The sequence below is a fragment of the uncultured Algibacter sp. genome, from assembly GCF_947495925.1.
Taxonomy (GTDB): domain Bacteria; phylum Bacteroidota; class Bacteroidia; order Flavobacteriales; family Flavobacteriaceae; genus Algibacter_E.
This window is the reverse complement of sequence record NZ_CANMAU010000001.1, coordinates 253,589-272,027: the sequence shown is the minus strand read 5'-3', so window position 1 is coordinate 272,027 and position 18,439 is coordinate 253,589. Positions and strand designations below refer to the sequence as shown.

Here is an 18,439-nt window from a genome sequence, read left to right as displayed (position 1 = left end):
TTATATAAACGACATGGATTTACACATAGACAACATTTTAGGTTCGATAAGTGATTTTGATAAAATAAACTATAGTATATTTAATTGTTAATTAATGAATATATCACTAAAATTGTTGAATATTAATAAGGTTTTTCTATTAAAACCTGCTTAAATTTAAAATTATCTCATCTGATAGCAAAAAAATACCATTAACTATTCCAATCAAATATCATATTGTATTCTGGTTGGGGTACTTCCTTTTTAATTTTGTGAGATGGGGGAGTTATTTTGATGATTATTGGTATTCGTTAAAATCAAACCTCGTAGAGTTTCCTATTCATATTATTATAGTTTACATCAATATTTATTATCTCATCCCAAAGTTTATTCTAAGAAAAAAATACTGGAACTATATATTATCTCTTGCAATGATGTTAGTTTTAGTGTATCTAGTGCGAACGGGGCTTAACTACTTATTAGTAACTAAAGAGATTTGGCCTGAAGCCGAGGACCCCGCAAAATTTATGGAGTTGAATCATATTATAGCTGTTATTTTAGGAGAGCTCTATGTGATTGGTTTTGTAACTGCTATTAAAATTGTTATTGAATGGTCTATTGAAAAAAAGAGGAACGAAGATTTAGCTAAACTTCAAATGAGTACAGAGCTAAAGTATTTAAGAACTCAAATTCAGCCACATTTCTTTTTTAATACCTTGAATAATTTATACGCTTTAACTTTACAAAAATCTGACAATGCTCCAAGATTAGTAATTAAGTTATCAGATATGATGCAATATATTTTATATGAGGTAAAAAGTTCGAAAGCCAATTTACTTGAAGAGATTAATCATATTAATAACTTTATAGATATTGAACGACTACGTTTTAAAGATAAAGTAGAAGCAGAATTGGATATTACAGGAACCATTGACGATGTTAAGGTTCCACCATTACTCTTGTTATCGTTTGTTGAGAATTGTTTTAAACATGGAATGAAAGGAAATGATAAATTAAAGATAATGATGAGTTTTGAAATGCTTAATAACGAGTATCTAAAATTTACGTTAACGAACAATTTTAACCCCGATGTTTTAAGTGTGGAGAACAATGGTATAGGGAATGAAAATGCCAAACGTAGACTGAATTTATTGTTCTCTAATAATTATGTCTTAGATACAAGTGTTGAAGGTGATGTTTATAAATTGTTTTTAAAAATACCGGTGTCATGAAAATTAAGTGCATTATTATTGATGATGAGCCTCTAGCTATTTCGGTGATTGAAAATCATTTAAAGAATTTTGATCATATGGAGATTGTTGAAACCTTTAATAACCCATTAAAGGCGTACCGAATTTTAGAGCAGGAGAAGATTGATGTTATATTTTTAGATATTAACATGCCTCAAATGACAGGTTTTGCTTTTATTGACAATCTGAGTTATAAGCCGCTTATTGTTATTACAACGGCTTATAGAGAATATGCTGTTAAAAGTTTTGAGTTAAACATTCTAGATTATTTAGTAAAACCCATCCCTTTTAATCGTTTTTTAAAAACGGTAAATAAAATATACCAACAAGTTTATGTGAATACAGCGTCTACAGATGCAAGTCTTCAGCAAGAACCACATATTTTTTTAAAGGTTAATAAGAAACTGATTAAGATAAACTTGAATGACATACTTTACATAGAAAGTCTTAAAGACTATATTAAAGTTCTTACAACATTAGGCGATTATGTGGTACATAAGTCACTTTCTGCTATTACTGAAGAATTGCCTCAATCTAATTTTATGCGCATTCATAGATCGTATACTATCTCCATTAATAAAATAGTGGCATTAGAAGGCAATACAGTTGAAATTTCTAATAGAAAAATACCCATTGGAAGAAACTATACCAAACAAGCCAAAGAGCGTATTTTTAATATAAACGACGATAAAGAAAATAAATAAACCCATCAGAATTTAAGAATAATTATGTCTATTAATCAAGAAACACCTTCTAAAGATACCACAAACACCCTAGTTCCAATACTTATTATAGCTGGACTATTTTTTATTTTTGGGTTTGTAACCTGGATAAATGGAGCTTTAATTCCATTTATGAAAACGATTAACGAATTAACGGATGCTCAGTCTTATTTAGTAGCTTCGGCTTCTTATATTTCTTTTGTTGTCATGGCATTGCCAGCCTCTTATATAATTAATAAAATAGGATATAAAAAGGGAATGTCTCTAGGGTTAATAATTATGGCTTTAGGCGCTTTAATTTTTATACCAGCGGCTAATGCAAGAACCTATTGGATGTTTTTAACCGCCATATTTATTCAAGGTGCCGGTATGACATTGCTGCAAACAGCTTCTAATCCGTATATCACTATTTTGGGGCCTATTGAATCAGCTGCAAAGCGTATTGCGATTATGGGTATTGCTAATAAAGTTGCAGGTGCATTGGGCTCTGTGATTTTTGGAGCCATTTTGTTATCAGGAATTGATGGTATAAAAGAAAAATTAAGCATTGTTGACGAATCTGAAAAGGCAGACTTGCTTAACACCATGGCCGATAGTGTCATAACACCTTATATAGCAATGGCTATAGTATTGGTATTACTTGGTTTTTTAATAAGAAAGGCACCTCTGCCTCATGTTGAAGCTAAACCCATTGAAGAATCGGAACATGGAGAAAAAACGAAGTCAAGTATATTTCAATTTCCTCATTTATGGTTAGGGGTTCTAGCTTTATTTGTTTATGTAGGTGTTGAAGTAATAGCTGGAGATACCATTATTTCTTATGGTATTTCGCTGGATATTCCAGCTAGTGAAGCTAAGTTTTTTACTTTATTTACTTTAATGGCTATGGTAGCAACTTATGCACTAGGTGTGTTTTTAATACCCAAGTATATTAGTCAATCGCTAGCACTAAAGGCTAGTGCCATATTGGGTGTGATTTTATCTTTTTGTATTGTTTTTACAAGCGGATTTACATCTGTACTTTTTGTCGCATCTTTAGGAATTGCGAATGCATTAGTTTGGCCAGCTATTTGGCCTTTAGCTTTAAATGGCTTAGGGAAGTTTACTAAAACGGCATCTGCATTACTTATTATGGCTATTTCGGGGGGAGCAATTATTCCACCTCTATATGGTGCCATGGTTGATAGTCAAAAACAACAATTAATAAATGGTGGGATAGAGGAAGTTGCGGCAACGGCACAAGCAGCATCTTTTGGATATTGGATTTTATTGCCTTGTTATGTCATTATTCTTTATTATGCTTTTTATGGTCATAAAGTGGGTCTTAAAAAGGCTTAGTTTAATTTAATATGGAAATTAGAAAGCGCGTTGAATCTGTTGATGTATTAAGAGGTTTAACTATTATGGCCATGATATTGGTGAACACCCCCGGTGATTGGGGACATGTTTATTCACCCTTATTACATGCCAAGTGGCACGGGTTAACTCCAACAGATTTAATTTTTCCGTTTTTCCTTTATATCGTGGGGATTTCTATTTATTTCGCTTATAAGAATAAATTGCCATCTAGGAGTGTTTACTATAAAATTCTTATTAGAAGTTTAAAGCTTATTGGATTAGGTGTGTTTTTAAACCTATTTCTTCCTTACTTTCCATTTATTGAAGATTTAGAAACAATTAGGTGGCCAGGGGTATTACAAAGGATAGGCGTCGTGTTTTTTGTGTCTTCAATTTTATACATTAACCATCATTGGAAAACTTTGATTTTTATTTGCTTTGTTATCCTACTAGGATACTGGTTGTTTCTTGGTTTTATGCCTTTTCCAAATGAAGATGGTTTAATGCCAACCTTTGAAAGAGCATCTAATAATTGGTCTAATTTTATAGATTCGAAAATTTTGGGGAAGCATATGTGGATGCCAGATTATGATCCTGAAGGCGTAATAAGTACTTTGCCAGCTATAGTTTCTTGTATTTCGGGAATTTTAATAGGGAAATTGTTGGATACCACTAAGCCACTAAAAAATCTATTTCTAATTACTATTGCATTTTTTATACTTGGTTACGTCTTTAGCATTTATTTCCCTATTAATAAATCTATTTGGAGTAGCAGTTTTGTTTTGGTAACCAATGGTTGGGCTACCTTTTTGTTGGCTATTATTTATTACTTAAAGGATGTGAAAGGGCATAGTTGGGGAATGATTTTTAAATATGTGGGAGTAAATGGAATTACTATTTATTTTTTATCCAGTTTAATATCTAAATGTATGTATTTAATAGAGATGAAGGAAGGTGTTAATTTGCATAGTGCCATATATAAGTATGTTTTTGTACATGATTTTATGAGTCTAGAATTATCTTCATTGCTTTATGCATTATCAGTTGTTTTGTGTTATGTGCTTTTAGCGTATTTAATGTATAAGAAAAAAATATTCATTAAGGTTTAGTTTTGAAATGATTACGAAAGGGATCAATTCACTATGTAACAATTGTTACATAAAGGTTTTTTTAATAATCGTAATTATGTAGTTCTAAATTCTTACTTAGAATTAGAGATATTAATAGCTAATAAGGCGCTTACATTATGTAGGCGCCTTTTTAGTTATATTGTTAATTGTTCGCTAAAGTTGAGCAATCGGGGTTTACAGTAAGCTAAAACTCTTTTTTTCCAAATTCACTATCGATGAATTTAGATTTATTCTTTGTATTTCTGAACGTGTATGCAACGTTTAGAATAATCATATCGACTTCATAAACATAATTTGTAGTCGTGAAAAAAGACCCTGGTTCAGCTGTTGTAATACGTTGTTCGTTGGTGTTTAATAATCCTAGGTCCATATTTTGCCACTGCAAAGTAGCTACAACCCGATTATCAAGAAAACTCTTTTTAAAACTTAAATTAGGTGAGTAGAACCGTGAATCTTCGCCTTGAGCCGTTTTTCTTTCTGATAAATAATTAAAGGTGAATTGTAAAGTAGCTGTATCATTAAAATTATAGCTACTATTCAGGTTTAGAGAGTATTGAGTGGCATCACCTTTTACAACTTTACCATTGTATTGACCATCAAGTTTAAAATTATAAACATTCGCACCTAAAAAGCTGGACCACTTTTCTGTTATGTTGAAGTTAGAACCAAACTCAACTCCTAAGGATTGTCCAGTTCCAACATTAGAGTATATCCTGTCCAGCACAACATTATCAAACCTCGGGTCTTGTGGATCAATAGGAGGACCATCATAAACCTGATTAACACGGTTTACTAAATTTTCGACATGTTTAAAGTATGCAGTTGCGAAGAGCGAGTTGTTTTTTCCTAATTTCTTAGTTATGCCTAATTCAACTAAATCTGTGAATTCTGGGAGTAAGTTTTTGTCACCTTGCTCTAAAGTCTCAGAGTGCTCACGTTCTCTAAACGGATTTAGTTTAAAGGCACTAGGTCTATCTACACGTTTGCTATAAGCAGTTTTTAAAGCTGTGGTCTCATTTAAATTGTATTGTAGTTGTGCCGATGGGAATAATTTTTCATAATTATAATTTAATGTTTCTTCAGTGGTTTCAGCTTTATCAGCAAGTATTAATTCTCTATCTAATACTTCTAAACGTAAGCCAGCTGAATAATCCCATTTGTCTTTTGTACCACTTAACTGAATGTACCCAGAATGAATATTTCTTTTTAAGTCAATATCACTAGAAAACAAATCAACACGCTCAAAATCATCATCATAATTATATCGTCTTCCGTAATAAAAATCACCTCTATTGTTTAGTGTTCTAAATTGGTAGCCGGTTTCAAGGGTTCCAAAAGAAAAGGGTTTCAGTGCATAATCTATTTGAGTTCTAAATCCATTTAAAGGATTGTCATTGGTGTTATATTCATCTTGAATAAGATTTTCAGTGTCTGGATAGTTCAAGTTTCTGTTGGTGGTAGGTCCCCCAAGTTGTGTGTACTCATATAATACTGATGCAGAAAGCTTAGATTCATTTTTAAAAGTATGAGTATAATCTAGACTTCCCAGAATGAAATCTCCACGCCTAATTCTTAAATTTTCGTTCAAGTATGTAAGTTCAAATATTTTATTATCGGGGTCTCCAACAGGGTAAGCTTGGTTGTTATAAATAATATCTGCGGTGCGCGCTTTATCTCTTTTTCCAGCATAAAAACCAAAAGAAAAATCATTATTTTCGTTAGGTGTGTAGTCTATGGTAAAACGTCCCGAATAGTTTTCTTCATCAAAACTTCGTTCCCCATCAGATGGGAATTCAGTGTATACGCCATCAACAATAGTGTAAACAAAGCCTTCTCGTCTGCCACTAATATCTTTTCTTTGGTAAGCTGCTCCGAGAGAAATATTCCATTTGTCTTTTTTAATGTTATAAATAGCGTCAATACCATACCTGTGAATAGGTTCTTTATTATCATAATCTTCAATGGAGGGAAACCCTGCATTAAAGTTTATTTGTGAAAAACTACCATTAATAGTGCCTTTCTTGGTGATGATGTTTAACAAACCAGATTGCCCTTCGGGGTCATACTTTGCAGAAGGTGCTGTAATCATTTCTACGCGTACTATAGCGTTAGCTGGGATTTGATTTAAAAAATCCGAAGGACTACCTTGAATTGGTTTACCATTAATTAGCAAAACAAAACCTTGATCGCCTCTTACATTAATTTCTCCTTGACTATTTATGGTTACGGAAGGCAGATTTCTTACAATATCTGTTGCTGAACCGCCTTGAGTATTTTGAAAGGCTTTTGAGTCATAAACTTGTCTGTCAATTTTATGAATAACGGCAGACTTTTCTGCTTTAATAAGGATTTCATCTAATTCATCGTTATTTAAAAGTAAACCAATGGTGCCAGTATGTACAAGTGAATTTCTCTTGTTTACATTAATAGATTTTATAGTCTTTGATTCATAGCCCATAAAGGAAATTTCTAAATAATAATTGCCTTTAACCACATTATCAATATTAAAATTACCATTTGCAAGCGTGATAACACCAGAAACTAATGACCGATCGGATGTTTTATACAATGCAGCGGTAGCGTATTCTAAAGGAGCTTCAGTAGAACTATCAATAACTTTGCCTGTAATTTGGCCATAAAGGGAAAAGGTTATTAGGTTCAAAAAGAGTAGAAGTATTGATGATTGTCTCATTATAATTTTAAAGTTATTCGGTTTGAATTCGCCTTTATATTTTAAGCAAGCAAATGTATATATAATTTAGTTTTGTTTAATTTTTGGTAAGACTAAGTGTGTTGATACAAGTTTAAAAGTATTTATCATTTAGGTTATAATTATTTTTTACTTGGACGCACTTATTTTGTAAATTGCATTTCCTCTAATACGCGGATTATTAATATGGTTACATTAAAACAGTTAGCAAAAGAATTAAACGTTTCAATATCAACAGTTTCAAAAGCGCTAAATAATAGTGATGAAATTGGTGAAGAAACAATACGACGTGTAAAGGAACTTGCTGATTTGTATAATTATAGGCCGAATAAAATGGCTTTAAGTTTAAAGCAAAATAAAACAAAAACCATTGGTGTTATTATTCCTAATATTCTTAATCGCTTTTTAGCCAAAGTGCTTTTTGGAATAGAGCGGGAAGCCACAAAACGCGGTTACAATATCATTACTTGTATCTCTAATGAATCATTAGAAAAAGAAAAAGAGAGTTTGCAATTGTTAGGCAGTGGAAGTGTAGATGGTTTTATTTTATCGGTTGCACAAGAATCTCAGGTTAATAATGAGATTGAACATTTTAAGAGAACAATAAATCAAGGTTTACCAATAGTGATGTTTGATAGAGTAGCACATGATGTGATGTGCGATAAAGTTATAGTGGATGATTTTGATGCTACATATAATGCAACTAAAAACTTGTTACGGGAAAACAGAAAAAACATAGCTTTTTTTAGCAATATTAATGATATTAGTGTTGGTAAATTACGTGAACGTGGTTATAACAAAGCTATTCTGGAAGATGGAAAACAAGATCCAATCGTTTTAAAAATTAAGAAGAAGGATGATCATCAGAAAAAGATAAAGGCCTTTTTTAAAAAAAATAAGATAGATGCTGTAGTTGCTGCCGATAGCTCTTCTGGCATTATAGCAATTAATATGGCTGCTAACTTGGGTATGAAAATACCAAAGGATATATCGGTAATTGGTTTTGCAAGTAAATCAGATTCAAATCATACGTTTCCGAAATTAACAACAATAAGGCAGCATGCTAAAATTATTGGAGCAAATGCTGCCGATCTTCTTATCAACAGAATTGAGAACATATCTTCAGATCAAGATATGAAGACGAAAATTGTTAAAACAAGCCTTATAAAAAACAAATCAACGTTATAGATCGGGAAGTATATGTATTTCGTCGATGCATTTCATCGATAAAATAAATCACTTTGTCGATTATTTTTATTGAAATAAAGCCTAAGTGGTTATTTCGCATTGTAAATAAGCGCCATATTAAATTATTCCCTTAAGTTTATTTATTATTAATTAATCCCTTACGACTTTATTACGAAGTCGATATTCCCTCAAAAATAAAAGTATAAAAATTGGTGTGCATAGTTTGCATTCGATTTTAAGTTAATTATCCATTTTTTCCCTCGTTTAAAGATTTTGATTTTTCAAAGTCTTCTAAACATGTATTTGAATTTATTTAAACCAAAGAGAAAAAATAGTTTAACCTAATAATCAGCAAAATATGAAAGCCCTAAAAATTACTTTAATTCTAGCAGTACTTATCGGAACATTAACATCTTGTACAAAACAAGATCTATCTGAAGATGATGTTTTGGTTAACCCAGAAATCGAAGCTAAAGCTGGAGAGGAACAGTTCAGATAGTATCATCCTAAAATAAATTAATTAAAGCCTTTATCCTAAGATAAGGGCTTTATCTGTTGTTTAAATTAAAAAATAATGGATACATTTGAGAGTCTAACTGTTTTATTACATTGAATCTTAAATTTTTCCTTTTATTTGCTTGTTATAGCATGGTTCTTTTTTCGCAAAAGGATATTAAATCTGACTTGGACAGCATTCAATATTATTTGCATCATTCAAAAAAGATTACATCGAAGAATTTAGAATCTAGCATTCATTTTTCGCTACGAGCAAAAGCTTTATCTGAGAAACTCAAAATTGATTCCTTAATTTTACGGAGCGGGGTAAATCTCTCATCGGCTTATTTTAGCAACAGAGAAAATGCTTTGTTTTTAAAGCACAGTCATAAATCCTTGAAACTAGCAAGAAAGATTAATGACTCTATGGTATTGGCTTTAGTAAATAAAAAATTGGGGTATTTTTATTATGACAAAATAATTGATAGTGCATATTATTATAATTCTAAGGCAGAGAAGTTATTTCGAATTTTAAACGATAAATTTAATAGGGCAGTCGTGTTATTGGATATTTCTTTATTACAATATAACGACAAAGATTATACAGGAAGTGAATTAACAGCTATTAATGGGCTTTCTTTATTAGATGACTTGGAAGAAACTCTGGAGGTTATAAAATATAAATCTTATTTTTATAATAATCTTGCTTTGATTTTTAATCAATTAGAGCAACGCAAAGAATCTATTTTCTACCATAATAAAGCTATTGACATTCATACAGAATTGTATGGTGATGAAAGTATGGCTGTTGCAAGACAGAAAAGTAATTTGGCCAATGTTTATAGAGATTCAAAACGTTATGATGTAGCCCTGAATTATTATACCGAGATTTTGGATTTTGAAAATTTGATTAAAAAAAATCCTGGTTTATATGTTTCAGTGTTAGCGAACTATGCGCATACACTTTATTTGACTAAACAGTATCAGCAACTTCCTAAATTGTATTTGGATGCTTTGAAAATTTGTGATAGTATAGATAGTAAATCTAGGTCAATACCAATTAATTTATATCTGGCTGAGTATTATAATGATAATAATAAAAAAGATTCGGCAAAATACTATGCTTACAGGGCAAAAATGGTATCCCAAAAATACTATAAAGATGATTTATTATTGTCTTTATTATTTCTTTCCAAAATTGAGGATGATAGTATTGCGGTTAAGCATTATGATGCCTACATAAAACTAAGTGATAGTTTACAAAAAAAGGAACGTGTTTTACGAAATAAATTTGCAAGAATTCATTACGAAACTGAAAAAATAGAGCAGGAAAATATTCAAATAGCGAAAGAGCGTTCATGGTTATTAATAATATCAGTAGTTGTTATTATTGCTTCTTTTCTATTATATATTGTAATTGCACAACGAAATAAGAATAGGGAGTTACAGTTTGTTCAAAAGCAACAAGAAACTAATGAAGAAATTTATAACTTGATGCTTTCTCAAAATGAAGTTATTGAAGAGGCAAGAGCTACAGAGAAAAAGAGAATTTCTCAAGAATTACATGATGGGGTTTTAGGGCGGTTATTTGGTACACGTTTAAGTTTAGATAGTTTAAATATGAATAATAGTGTCGAGGCTGTAAAAAGTCGGAGTGAGTATATTGATGGGCTAAAAACGATTGAAGAAGATATTAGAAAAGTATCTCATGAGCTTAATACAGATTTTGTTTCGGGTTCTGGATTTATTGATATTATAAAAACCTTAATAGAAACTCAAGCTTTGGCCTATGGTCTTAGTTATGATTTAAAACATGATGATGCTATAATCTGGGATGAGTTATCTAACAAGAAAAAGATTCATATCTATAGAATTGTTCAAGAGTCATTGCATAATATATATAAACATGCCAATGCTTCACATGTTGATATTAGTTTTAAACTTAAAAAAAATGTAATTTGCTTGATGCTTAAGGATGATGGCTCTGGGTTTGACGTTGCTAAAGCTAAGTCTGGAATTGGCTTAAAAAATATGAACTCAAGAATCAAGGAAATAGAAGGCTCTATAAAGATAACATCTGAATTAAGTATTGGTACTAGAGTTACAATTGAAGTCCCAATAGCGTAAACCCATATTGATGACAGAGAAAATTAAAATACTAATGATTGATGATCACCCAATGATTATAGAAGGGTACCAAAACACATTACTTTTTACTAAAAAAGAGAGTCAAGAATTATTAATTGATATAGCAAATAATTGTGATGAGGCTATTAAGGCCATGGATAAATCGGTTGAGGTAAATATACCTTATGATATTTTGTTTGTTGATATTAGTCTACCGCCATCTACAGATGGTTCTATGAGTTCTGGAGAAGATTTAGCGGAATACGCTAGAAAAATATTGCCAAATGCGAAAATTATTATTTTAACGATGTTTAACGAATCATTTAGAATTCACAATATCATTAAAACCATTGATCCTGAGGGGTTTTTGATAAAAAGTGACCTAACATCAAGCGAATTGGCAAGTGCCTTTCAAGCCGTGTTAAATAACCCGCCATTTTATAGTGGAACAGTTAATAGTCATATTAGAAAAACCATTACAAGTGACCTCGTTATTGATGATAAAAACAGGAAAATACTTCATTTGTTATCGCAAGGAGTTAAAACAAAGAATTTGGCTGCACACTTAGGCATTTCTCTAAGTGCTATCGAAAAGCGTAAAAAACAACTTAGAGAAATATTTGAAGTAGGAGATGGTCAAGATGAAACTTTGCTTAGCGAAGCCCGAAAAAAAGGTTTTGTGTAAGTCAATTACTATTAAATTTTATTTGTTGTAGTTTTTTTAAAAAAAACATGATTTTTTTGGCTACTCAAATGTCTTGCTACCGCTACAGACTACTATTTACCCGTAAAGTTGTTACGGGTTTCCCGCAGTTTCAAAAGAAAGTATATCGTTATATTTGATTATCAACACTTCAAGAATTAATTAATCCCTCAATTATTTTTGTTGATAATAGCAATTTACAATACCCTGCGGAGGTGAGAGACCCGCAGGGTTTCTTTTTTAAAATTGAAATAAAGCCTGTTTATAATCCCAAAGGATGCCAATAAAAAGTCCAAGGTAAATTAATGTAACAATAAACTTTATAAAGGTTGATGTTAAAAAACCAATAAAGGAGCCAAAAGCAGCCTTAGTTGCAGCTTTTGTGTCATTTTTGTTTAGCAGTTCTCCAATTAAGGCTCCTACAAAAGAACCTATAATAATTCCGCCAGGAATAGGAGCTATTAATCCAATTATTAATCCTATTGAAGTCCCAATCATACCATATCGAGTGCCCCCAAATCGTTTGGTGCCCAAGGCAGGAATGATATAATCCAATACCCAGATAAGAATGGCTATAATGGCTGTAATTATTAAAAAAGATGTATTAGTTGGTATTGTTTCCGTAAGATGAAGAATTAAAAGACCAAGCCAGCTAGTGAGTGGTCCAGGGATAATAGGTAGAAAACTACCTATAATTCCTAAAAGCATAATTAGAGCTGCAATGATAATTAAAACGATATCCATAATCTATTTAGTTTACTTACAAATAAGACGTGAAATTATGTAATCTGTTACATTTTAAACTAAAAAATTAGTTTAAACTAATTTTTTAGTTATATTAGTTTAACTAAAAGTTTAGTTGAATAATTAAAAGGTATAATAAAATGAAACAACTTACCAAAGCAGAGGAAGAAATTATGCAAATACTTTGGCAATTAGAAAAAGCCAATGTGAAAACAATTATAGAAAAGTTTCATGAACCAAAACCAGCTTATAATACAGTATCAACTATTGTTAGGATTTTAGAAAGTAAGGGTTTTGTTGATTACGAAAAAGCAGGTAAAGGTCATGTGTATTATCCCATAGTAGCTAAACATGATTATAGTAATCAGTCTATAAATAAACTGGTTGATAATTATTTTCAAGGTTCCTTTAAGAGTATGGTGTCTTTTTTTATAAAAAAAAATGATATGAGTGTAAAAGACTTAGAGTCTGTGTTTAAGGAGATTAATAAAAAACAATCATAAATTATGTTACATTATTTTTTGCAAACCATTGCATTTCAGTTGTTCTTCTTGTTGATATATGATGTGTTTTTACAAAAAGAAACTTTTTTTAATTGGAATCGGATATACTTAAATATCACAGCGGTATTATCTATTATTTTACCTTTTATAAAAATAAATAGCCTTAAATCTATAATGCCTAAAGATTATATTGTGTCTCTTCCCGAAGTGGTCCTGGGACATACGGAATTAAATACAGATCTTTTCGTAGCACAGGATCCTGCTGTTATTAATACTAATTTGCCGTACTGGCAAATTGTCTTCTACATAGGTGTATTAGTAGCCGTATTAATATTTTTATATAAGTTTACAAAAGTCATACTTCTCATATTTAAAAACCCTAAAACTAATTCTGGAAAATTAACTCTCGTAAAGATTATAAATAGTAATGTGGCTTTCTCATTTTTCCATTTTGTGTTTTTAGGTGATTTATTATATCATGATGAGAAAAAAGCCATTTTAAAGCATGAGATCATTCATGTAAAACAAATGCATAGTCTAGATCTATTATTTTTTGAAGTTTTACGTGTTTTATTTTGGTTTAATCCTTTGGTTTATATGTATCAATACAGGATAAGTTCACTTCATGAATTTATTGCAGATCGCGAAGCTGTAAAAACGCACAATAAAAATCAATACTATCAAAGTTTATTATCTCAAGTTTTTGAAACCAGAAACGTCTCATTCATCAATCCATTTTTTAAACAATCATTAATCAAAAAACGAATCATTATGTTACAAAAATCAAAATCAAAACAAGTAAGTTTATTTAAGTATGTTTTATTAATTCCTCTTGTTTTTGGGATGTTGGTTTATACGTCTTGCGAAAATCAAAATGAAATTAATCCAGCTGATGCCTCAGATTTAAGTCAATATAATTATACTTTGAAATTTGGAGAAGAGCTAAAGAATATGTCCGAAGAAAATAAAGCAATTAAAGGTAAGCATGAAGCTTTTTTTAAAGCAAATTATAAAGAATATGTAAGTTGGGGGATAAAGGATGAAGAAAGTAAAACAACTTCATATAGTATCCATTCTATAAATGATGAATATCCTGTAGGGCTTGACCCTAAATTATTTTCAGTTCACTCTTTAGAGGGTATATCTTATTTTAGAGACGCCAAGTTTTATAGGGATTATTTAGATAATAGGAGCGCGTTATTAGAAACTGAAAAACAAAAGTTGGATATCCCTTTGAAATTAAAAAAAGAATTTAAAAATGAAGGAATAGAAGTTCCATTTTCTGTTATTGAAAACGTTCCCATATTTCCAGGTTGCGAATTATTAACAACTAACGAAGAGCGAAGGGATTGTATGTCTAAAAATATTTCCAGCCATGTAAACAAAAATTTCAACACAAAATTAGCCGATAGTCTTAAATTGAAAGGGAGACAACGCATTAATGTTATTTTCAAAATAGATAGAAATGGTGATGTTGTAGGTGTGCGCTCTAGGGCTCCTCACCCTAGCCTAGAAGAAGAAGCCATTCGAGTTATAAAAACATTACCAAAATTTAAACCAGGTGAGCAAAAGGGAAAAACCGTTAATGTGCCATATTCATTACCTATAGTTTTTCAAGTAGCAGATTAAATTGGAAATGATAAGGTTAATATTTCTGAAGATGAAAAACCGGAGCTCGACCTTCGGTTTTTTTCATTTTAAGTATTTAAAAACTAAAAAAATTGTACTTTTCGGTTTCAGTTCTAATCGATGAAACAACTTTATGTTTTTATTATAATTTTGATGCTCGTATCATGCGAGTATTTTAATGTAAAAAAAACATCTTCTGAAGATATTTTAAAAGAAGAGTTATACACCTTCAATTGGGAAGACGTTGATGAGTACCCAAGTTTTGATTTATGCAATACTTCAGAAACTAAAACGGAGAGAAAAACCTGTTTTCAAAATACTTTAGTAAATCATGTTATTAGTTATTTGCAAAAGGAAGTCATTGTTGTTACTCAAGACATTAGTGATACAATACTCTTGAAATTTCAAGTAAATAAATTAGGGCATTTGGAGTTGATGCAGGCTAATATAGATTGCGCCATTGTACAAGAAATTCCAAATATTGAACAGCTACTTCAGGAAAGTTTAGATTCTTTGCCTAAAATTTTTGCTGCTATTAAAAGAAATCAGCCCGTTACTACCGAATTTGACTTGCCCATTATTATAAGTGTCAATTAATTTGTTATTTAAATTGGCGATTTTTCCATGTATACCCATAAAACAAAGATGTTAAGGCTACATAAGTGGTGAAAAAGGGATATAATAAAAAAGCTAAAGGATATGTTTTTAGGGCTTCCCTTTTATTAAAAAAAATAGCCGATTTATATATCAAAAAGAAGTCGATCTTAAATTTAAGAATCAAAATATAAATGAAGATTTTTAGGTTTATAACATATATGAAAGGTAAAACCAAGACTAAAAATAAATTTATAAATAAAACAATACTCCCCACGGTCTTACCAAACCAATTGTAAGCTTTGGTTTTAGAAGCCCACCTAATACGTTGCGATATTAGCGTGTTCCAAGTAGGTTCTGATGAGGTGGTAACAATAGCATGAGAACATTTTAAATAATGTACTTGTTTTCCGTAAGCCTTCACTATTTTCTCCAGAAGAAAAATATCATCACCACTGGCTATTTTTGCATTGCCATGAAACCCGTGAAGTTCATTGAACAGTGTTTTCTGATAAGCAAAATTTGCACCATTGCACATAAAAGGCTTGTTTATGCCAAATCCACCTATAGTGGCGCCTTGTAAACTCAAAATATCTAATATTTGAAAACGATTTAAAAAGGAGTTTTTACTGTTATAAGATACTGGAGCAGCAATACATAAAGCATTTGACTGTTGAATATATTCGTCAAAACTGTCAAGCCAATATTCAGGAAGGACACAATCAGCATCTGTTGTAATAATCCACTCATTCTTGGCCCGAGCAACTGCTAATGTAATGGCATCTTTCTTCGGAGACTCTGTCCGTCTTACATTAGGAATTATTTGGATGGAGTTATTAGAATTTTCAAGAAAAGGTTTTATGGTTTCTATAGAATGATCTTCTGAGGCATCATCAATAAGAATCACTTCATATAAATGTTTGGAATAATTGAGTTCTTGAATAGATTGCAATAATGAAGGTAGATTTTCGGATTCATTTCTAAAAGGGACTACAACTGAAAACCTTGTTTTGGAGGGAATGTTATTTAAATGAAACATTTTTATTTTATCGAAACCATAAACAAAGCAGCCTATTAAGGTTAAATATAATAGGGTTATAAGTATACCAAATACCATCATTATGACTCTGTGTTTTTTACAAGTTTAAAATTTAGTACGAAATAACTGCCTATTATACTCGGTAAAACAAAATTTAAAACCCACATGATAGTCGTTATACTTAATATTATTAGTTCGTTAATTGCGAGGAATGAAAATAAATATACTGCAACACTTCCCTTTATAACAATATCAAAAATAAATATTGAAGGAATTACAGAAGCAATAAGGTACATGCCTGTTATAACAGTCATGGCTTCAAAATAACCTATGTAAATTTGAAACAACTGGAGTAATACATAAAACTGAAAAGAGAAAGTCATATACCTACCAAAAGAATAAAACAATCCCTTTGCTATTATGCTCTTTGGGTAGCTGATAATGAATTGTTTTAATTTTTTTGCAGAAAACCTTTTTAAAATGAATTTACTTTTAATGCTAATTAGCACCGCAATTATTATTGCTACTAGAATAATTAACATATAAGATATGAGCTTAATATAATTTGTTGAAACCAGGTTGTGTTTTAATAAGAAAAAGCTCAAACCAATGCAGCCCAAACCAATGGTAACAGTTAGCTGTAACAAGTTGCTTATTAGGTTAACAAGTAATACGGGTTTTCTAAAGTTGGATTTGTAGTAGAGCGCTTTTGCTCCGTATTCTCCAATTCTATTGGGTGTGAATATTGATGCCGTTAGTGAGCCAAGACTTTGCTCTAGAGCTTCCTTAAAACAAATCTTTTTAATTGGATTAATAAGTGTTTTCCATTTTACTATTTCTAGTAGCCAATTAATACTAGTTAGTAACAGTAGAATAAGGCTGTTTTTTAACGACAATATATTATGGCTTGTAATGATATTGATGAGTTCAGGAAGTGTTATTTCATCATTATTTACTAATTTATAGTAGATAAAATAAAAAGCTATAATGACTATGCCTATCTTAATTAGCTTAAAGAATAATTGATTAGTTTTGTATGATAGGGTAAGAGCAGCCATTGCTGCAAATTAAACTAATATTACTTAATGATATTAAAAATTAAAAGAAATTGTAAGAAGTTAATACTGATAATGGTTTTTGCTTCTTATTCTTTTTTAGGGGGAGCTCAAGGAGAAACAAAAACCGTAAAAGTTCAATTTGCTTTAGGAGTTAATAATCCTTCTTCAGAGGGTTTTGTTGATGGATTTGAAGCAAATACCATTAATTTCCCAACAATTAACTTAGGTATTCAGTATATGTTTGCTTCTAAAATGGGAGCGAAATTAGACCTTGGCTACAATCGATTTGGAAATACTGATAATTCTTTGGATTTTAAAACAAATTATACACGCATAAATGGTCAGTTTGTTTACGATTTATCGGGTTTCATAAGTTTTTTAGGAAGAATAGGAGCGTTTGCTCATGCTGGGCCAGGTATATCCATTGTAAAACCTCTAGGGAATTATGGAGATAATAAAACTTCTTATCTAAACGGAATGGGAGGGCTTGAATTTCATTATGGCATTTCAGATAAGTTATCAATATATTTAGATACATCTTATGTTTTAGGATTTGGAAAAGAATTTAGCCCATTATCAAATGGATTTGGATCATTCAATGGGAATTTGTTAACAGTAACTATAGGTGCGTCTATTTCGCTAAGTGGTTGTTATTATTGTCGAGATTAATGCAAGAAAGAATTATTTTAGGAATTGATCCAGGAACAACAATTATGGGATTTGGGCTTATAAAAGTTGTCGGTAAAAAAATGTTTTTGCTACAACTAAATGAGTTAAATCTAAAGAAATACGATGATCATTATTTAAAATTGAAGCTCATTTTTGAGCGTACTGTAGAGCTCATTGATACCCATAACCCTGATGAAATAGCTATTGAAGCGCCTTTTTTTGGTAAGAATGTGCAAAGTATGTTAAAACTAGGAAGAGCTCAAGGTGTTGCTATGGCGGCAGGCTTAAGCAGAGAAATTCCAATAACAGAGTACTTGCCGAAGAAAATTAAAATGGCTATAACTGGTAATGGTAATGCTAGTAAAGAGCAGGTCGCAAAAATGCTTCAGAGTTTATTAGGGATTAAAACGTTACCAAAAAATTTGGATGCCACCGATGGTTTGGCAGCTGCAGTATGCCATTTTTATAACTCAGGACGCGTAAATATTGGTAAAAGTTATTCTGGTTGGGATGCGTTTGTAAAGCAGAATCCTAAAAAAATTGACTAGTCCTAATTTAATA

General features: G+C 31.0%; 17 protein-coding genes. 13 read left to right on the top strand and 4 right to left on the bottom strand.

Translation table 11 applies throughout. The features are described 5' to 3' along the window. The first annotated feature begins 227 nt into the window (after positions 1-227). From Q0857_RS01165 to Q0857_RS01150, 4 genes are read left to right on the top strand one after another with little or no spacing between them, the layout of a single operon-like run. The gene (locus tag Q0857_RS01165) at positions 228-1,211 is read left to right on the top strand and encodes a sensor histidine kinase (protein WP_298530928.1); all 984 of its coding nucleotides are present in this window, start codon (positions 228-230) and stop codon (positions 1,209-1,211) included. Further along, on the top strand, positions 1,208-1,933 hold the full coding sequence (locus Q0857_RS01160; RefSeq protein ID WP_298530925.1) for a LytTR family DNA-binding domain-containing protein: 726 nt from the start codon (positions 1,208-1,210) through the stop codon (positions 1,931-1,933). Before Q0857_RS01165 ends, Q0857_RS01160 begins: the two co-directional genes overlap by 4 nt. Before the next feature lie 24 nt (positions 1,934-1,957). Further along, entirely contained in the window at positions 1,958-3,289 is a 1,332-nt protein-coding gene (locus Q0857_RS01155) for a sugar MFS transporter (protein ID WP_298530923.1), read from the top strand. An 11-nt stretch (positions 3,290-3,300) separates the two neighbouring features. Beyond that, positions 3,301-4,398, top strand: a complete 1,098-nt coding sequence (locus Q0857_RS01150) for an acyltransferase family protein (protein WP_367278046.1) — start codon at positions 3,301-3,303, stop codon at positions 4,396-4,398. A gap of 205 nt (positions 4,399-4,603) precedes the next feature. Here Q0857_RS01150 and Q0857_RS01145 read toward each other — a convergent pair whose 3' ends face one another. Continuing rightward, complete coding sequence (locus tag Q0857_RS01145) at positions 4,604-7,111, bottom strand: TonB-dependent receptor (protein ID WP_298530920.1); 2,508 nt, start codon at positions 7,109-7,111, stop codon at positions 4,604-4,606. Positions 7,112-7,315: 204 nt separating this feature from the next. On the opposite strand from Q0857_RS01145, the gene Q0857_RS01140 reads away from it, so the two are divergent. The 4 genes from Q0857_RS01140 (at position 7,316) to Q0857_RS01125 (ending at position 11,624) form a co-directional block, all read left to right on the top strand. Further along, entirely contained in the window at positions 7,316-8,317 is a 1,002-nt protein-coding gene (locus tag Q0857_RS01140; protein ID WP_298530918.1) for a LacI family DNA-binding transcriptional regulator, read from the top strand. 358 nt (positions 8,318-8,675) lie between these two features. Then, positions 8,676-8,816 carry a hypothetical protein gene (locus Q0857_RS01135; RefSeq protein WP_298530916.1) on the top strand — a complete coding sequence of 47 codons (141 nt, stop codon included), beginning with the start codon at positions 8,676-8,678 and terminating at the stop codon, positions 8,814-8,816. A gap of 392 nt (positions 8,817-9,208) precedes the next feature. Continuing rightward, positions 9,209-10,939 carry a sensor histidine kinase gene (locus tag Q0857_RS01130; protein WP_298530913.1) on the top strand — a complete coding sequence of 577 codons (1,731 nt, stop codon included), beginning with the start codon at positions 9,209-9,211 and terminating at the stop codon, positions 10,937-10,939. 10 nt (positions 10,940-10,949) lie between these two features. Beyond that, positions 10,950-11,624, top strand: a complete 675-nt coding sequence (locus Q0857_RS01125; protein WP_298530910.1) for a response regulator — start codon at positions 10,950-10,952, stop codon at positions 11,622-11,624. Positions 11,625-11,882: 258 nt separating this feature from the next. On the opposite strand, the gene Q0857_RS01120 is transcribed toward Q0857_RS01125, so the two are convergent. Then, a complete protein-coding gene (locus Q0857_RS01120; protein ID WP_298530908.1) occupies positions 11,883-12,386 on the bottom strand; it encodes a DUF456 domain-containing protein in 504 nt (167 codons plus the stop codon). Between the two features lie 140 nt (positions 12,387-12,526). Between Q0857_RS01120 and Q0857_RS01115 the strand changes: the two genes are divergently transcribed. From Q0857_RS01115 to Q0857_RS01105, 3 genes are all read left to right on the top strand, one after another. Continuing rightward, positions 12,527-12,889 (top strand): BlaI/MecI/CopY family transcriptional regulator, encoded by a 363-nt coding sequence (locus Q0857_RS01115; RefSeq protein ID WP_298530905.1) that lies wholly within the window; start codon positions 12,527-12,529, stop codon positions 12,887-12,889. 3 nt (positions 12,890-12,892) lie between these two features. Next, the gene (locus tag Q0857_RS01110; RefSeq protein WP_298530903.1) at positions 12,893-14,518 is read left to right on the top strand and encodes a M56 family metallopeptidase; all 1,626 of its coding nucleotides are present in this window, start codon (positions 12,893-12,895) and stop codon (positions 14,516-14,518) included. Positions 14,519-14,638: 120 nt separating this feature from the next. Then, entirely contained in the window at positions 14,639-15,115 is a 477-nt protein-coding gene (locus Q0857_RS01105; RefSeq protein WP_298530900.1) for a hypothetical protein, read from the top strand. A gap of 4 nt (positions 15,116-15,119) precedes the next feature. On the opposite strand, the gene Q0857_RS01100 is transcribed toward Q0857_RS01105, so the two are convergent. Continuing rightward, entirely contained in the window at positions 15,120-16,151 is a 1,032-nt protein-coding gene (locus Q0857_RS01100; RefSeq protein ID WP_298530897.1) for a glycosyltransferase, read from the bottom strand. Positions 16,152-16,231: 80 nt separating this feature from the next. Then, a complete protein-coding gene (locus Q0857_RS01095) occupies positions 16,232-17,209 on the bottom strand; it encodes a lysylphosphatidylglycerol synthase domain-containing protein (RefSeq protein ID WP_298530894.1) in 978 nt (325 codons plus the stop codon). Positions 17,210-17,236: 27 nt separating this feature from the next. Between Q0857_RS01095 and Q0857_RS01090 the strand changes: the two genes are divergently transcribed. Both Q0857_RS01090 and ruvC read left to right on the top strand, forming a co-directional pair. Beyond that, a complete protein-coding gene (locus tag Q0857_RS01090) occupies positions 17,237-17,878 on the top strand; it encodes a cell envelope biogenesis protein OmpA (protein WP_298530891.1) in 642 nt (213 codons plus the stop codon). Further along, positions 17,878-18,426, top strand: coding sequence for a crossover junction endodeoxyribonuclease RuvC (gene ruvC, locus Q0857_RS01085; RefSeq protein ID WP_298530888.1), 549 nt, complete (start codon positions 17,878-17,880; stop codon positions 18,424-18,426). The genes Q0857_RS01090 and ruvC overlap by 1 nt, the downstream gene beginning before the upstream one ends. Positions 18,427-18,439 lie beyond the last annotated feature (13 nt).

What these genes read in the sequence shown, in the direction of transcription:
- Q0857_RS01160 (WP_298530925.1), top strand. Translation starts at nt 1,208, where the DNA reads ATGAAAATTAAGTGCATTATTATTGATGATGAGCCTCTAGCTATTTCG.
- Q0857_RS01155 (WP_298530923.1), top strand. Translation starts at nt 1,958, where the DNA reads ATGTCTATTAATCAAGAAACACCTTCTAAAGATACCACAAACACCCTA.
- Q0857_RS01150 (WP_367278046.1), top strand. Translation starts at nt 3,301, where the DNA reads ATGGAAATTAGAAAGCGCGTTGAATCTGTTGATGTATTAAGAGGTTTA.
- Q0857_RS01145 (WP_298530920.1), bottom strand. Translation starts at nt 7,111, where the DNA reads ATGAGACAATCATCAATACTTCTACTCTTTTTGAACCTAATAACCTTT.
- Q0857_RS01140 (WP_298530918.1), top strand. Translation starts at nt 7,316, where the DNA reads ATGGTTACATTAAAACAGTTAGCAAAAGAATTAAACGTTTCAATATCA.
- Q0857_RS01135 (WP_298530916.1), top strand. Translation starts at nt 8,676, where the DNA reads ATGAAAGCCCTAAAAATTACTTTAATTCTAGCAGTACTTATCGGAACA.
- Q0857_RS01125 (WP_298530910.1), top strand. Translation starts at nt 10,950, where the DNA reads ATGACAGAGAAAATTAAAATACTAATGATTGATGATCACCCAATGATT.
- Q0857_RS01120 (WP_298530908.1), bottom strand. Translation starts at nt 12,386, where the DNA reads ATGGATATCGTTTTAATTATCATTGCAGCTCTAATTATGCTTTTAGGA.
- Q0857_RS01115 (WP_298530905.1), top strand. Translation starts at nt 12,527, where the DNA reads ATGAAACAACTTACCAAAGCAGAGGAAGAAATTATGCAAATACTTTGG.
- Q0857_RS01110 (WP_298530903.1), top strand. Translation starts at nt 12,893, where the DNA reads ATGTTACATTATTTTTTGCAAACCATTGCATTTCAGTTGTTCTTCTTG.
- Q0857_RS01105 (WP_298530900.1), top strand. Translation starts at nt 14,639, where the DNA reads ATGAAACAACTTTATGTTTTTATTATAATTTTGATGCTCGTATCATGC.
- Q0857_RS01100 (WP_298530897.1), bottom strand. Translation starts at nt 16,151, where the DNA reads ATGTTTCATTTAAATAACATTCCCTCCAAAACAAGGTTTTCAGTTGTA.
- Q0857_RS01095 (WP_298530894.1), bottom strand. Translation starts at nt 17,209, where the DNA reads ATGGCTGCTCTTACCCTATCATACAAAACTAATCAATTATTCTTTAAG.
- Q0857_RS01090 (WP_298530891.1), top strand. Translation starts at nt 17,237, where the DNA reads ATGATATTAAAAATTAAAAGAAATTGTAAGAAGTTAATACTGATAATG.
- ruvC (WP_298530888.1), top strand. Translation starts at nt 17,878, where the DNA reads ATGCAAGAAAGAATTATTTTAGGAATTGATCCAGGAACAACAATTATG.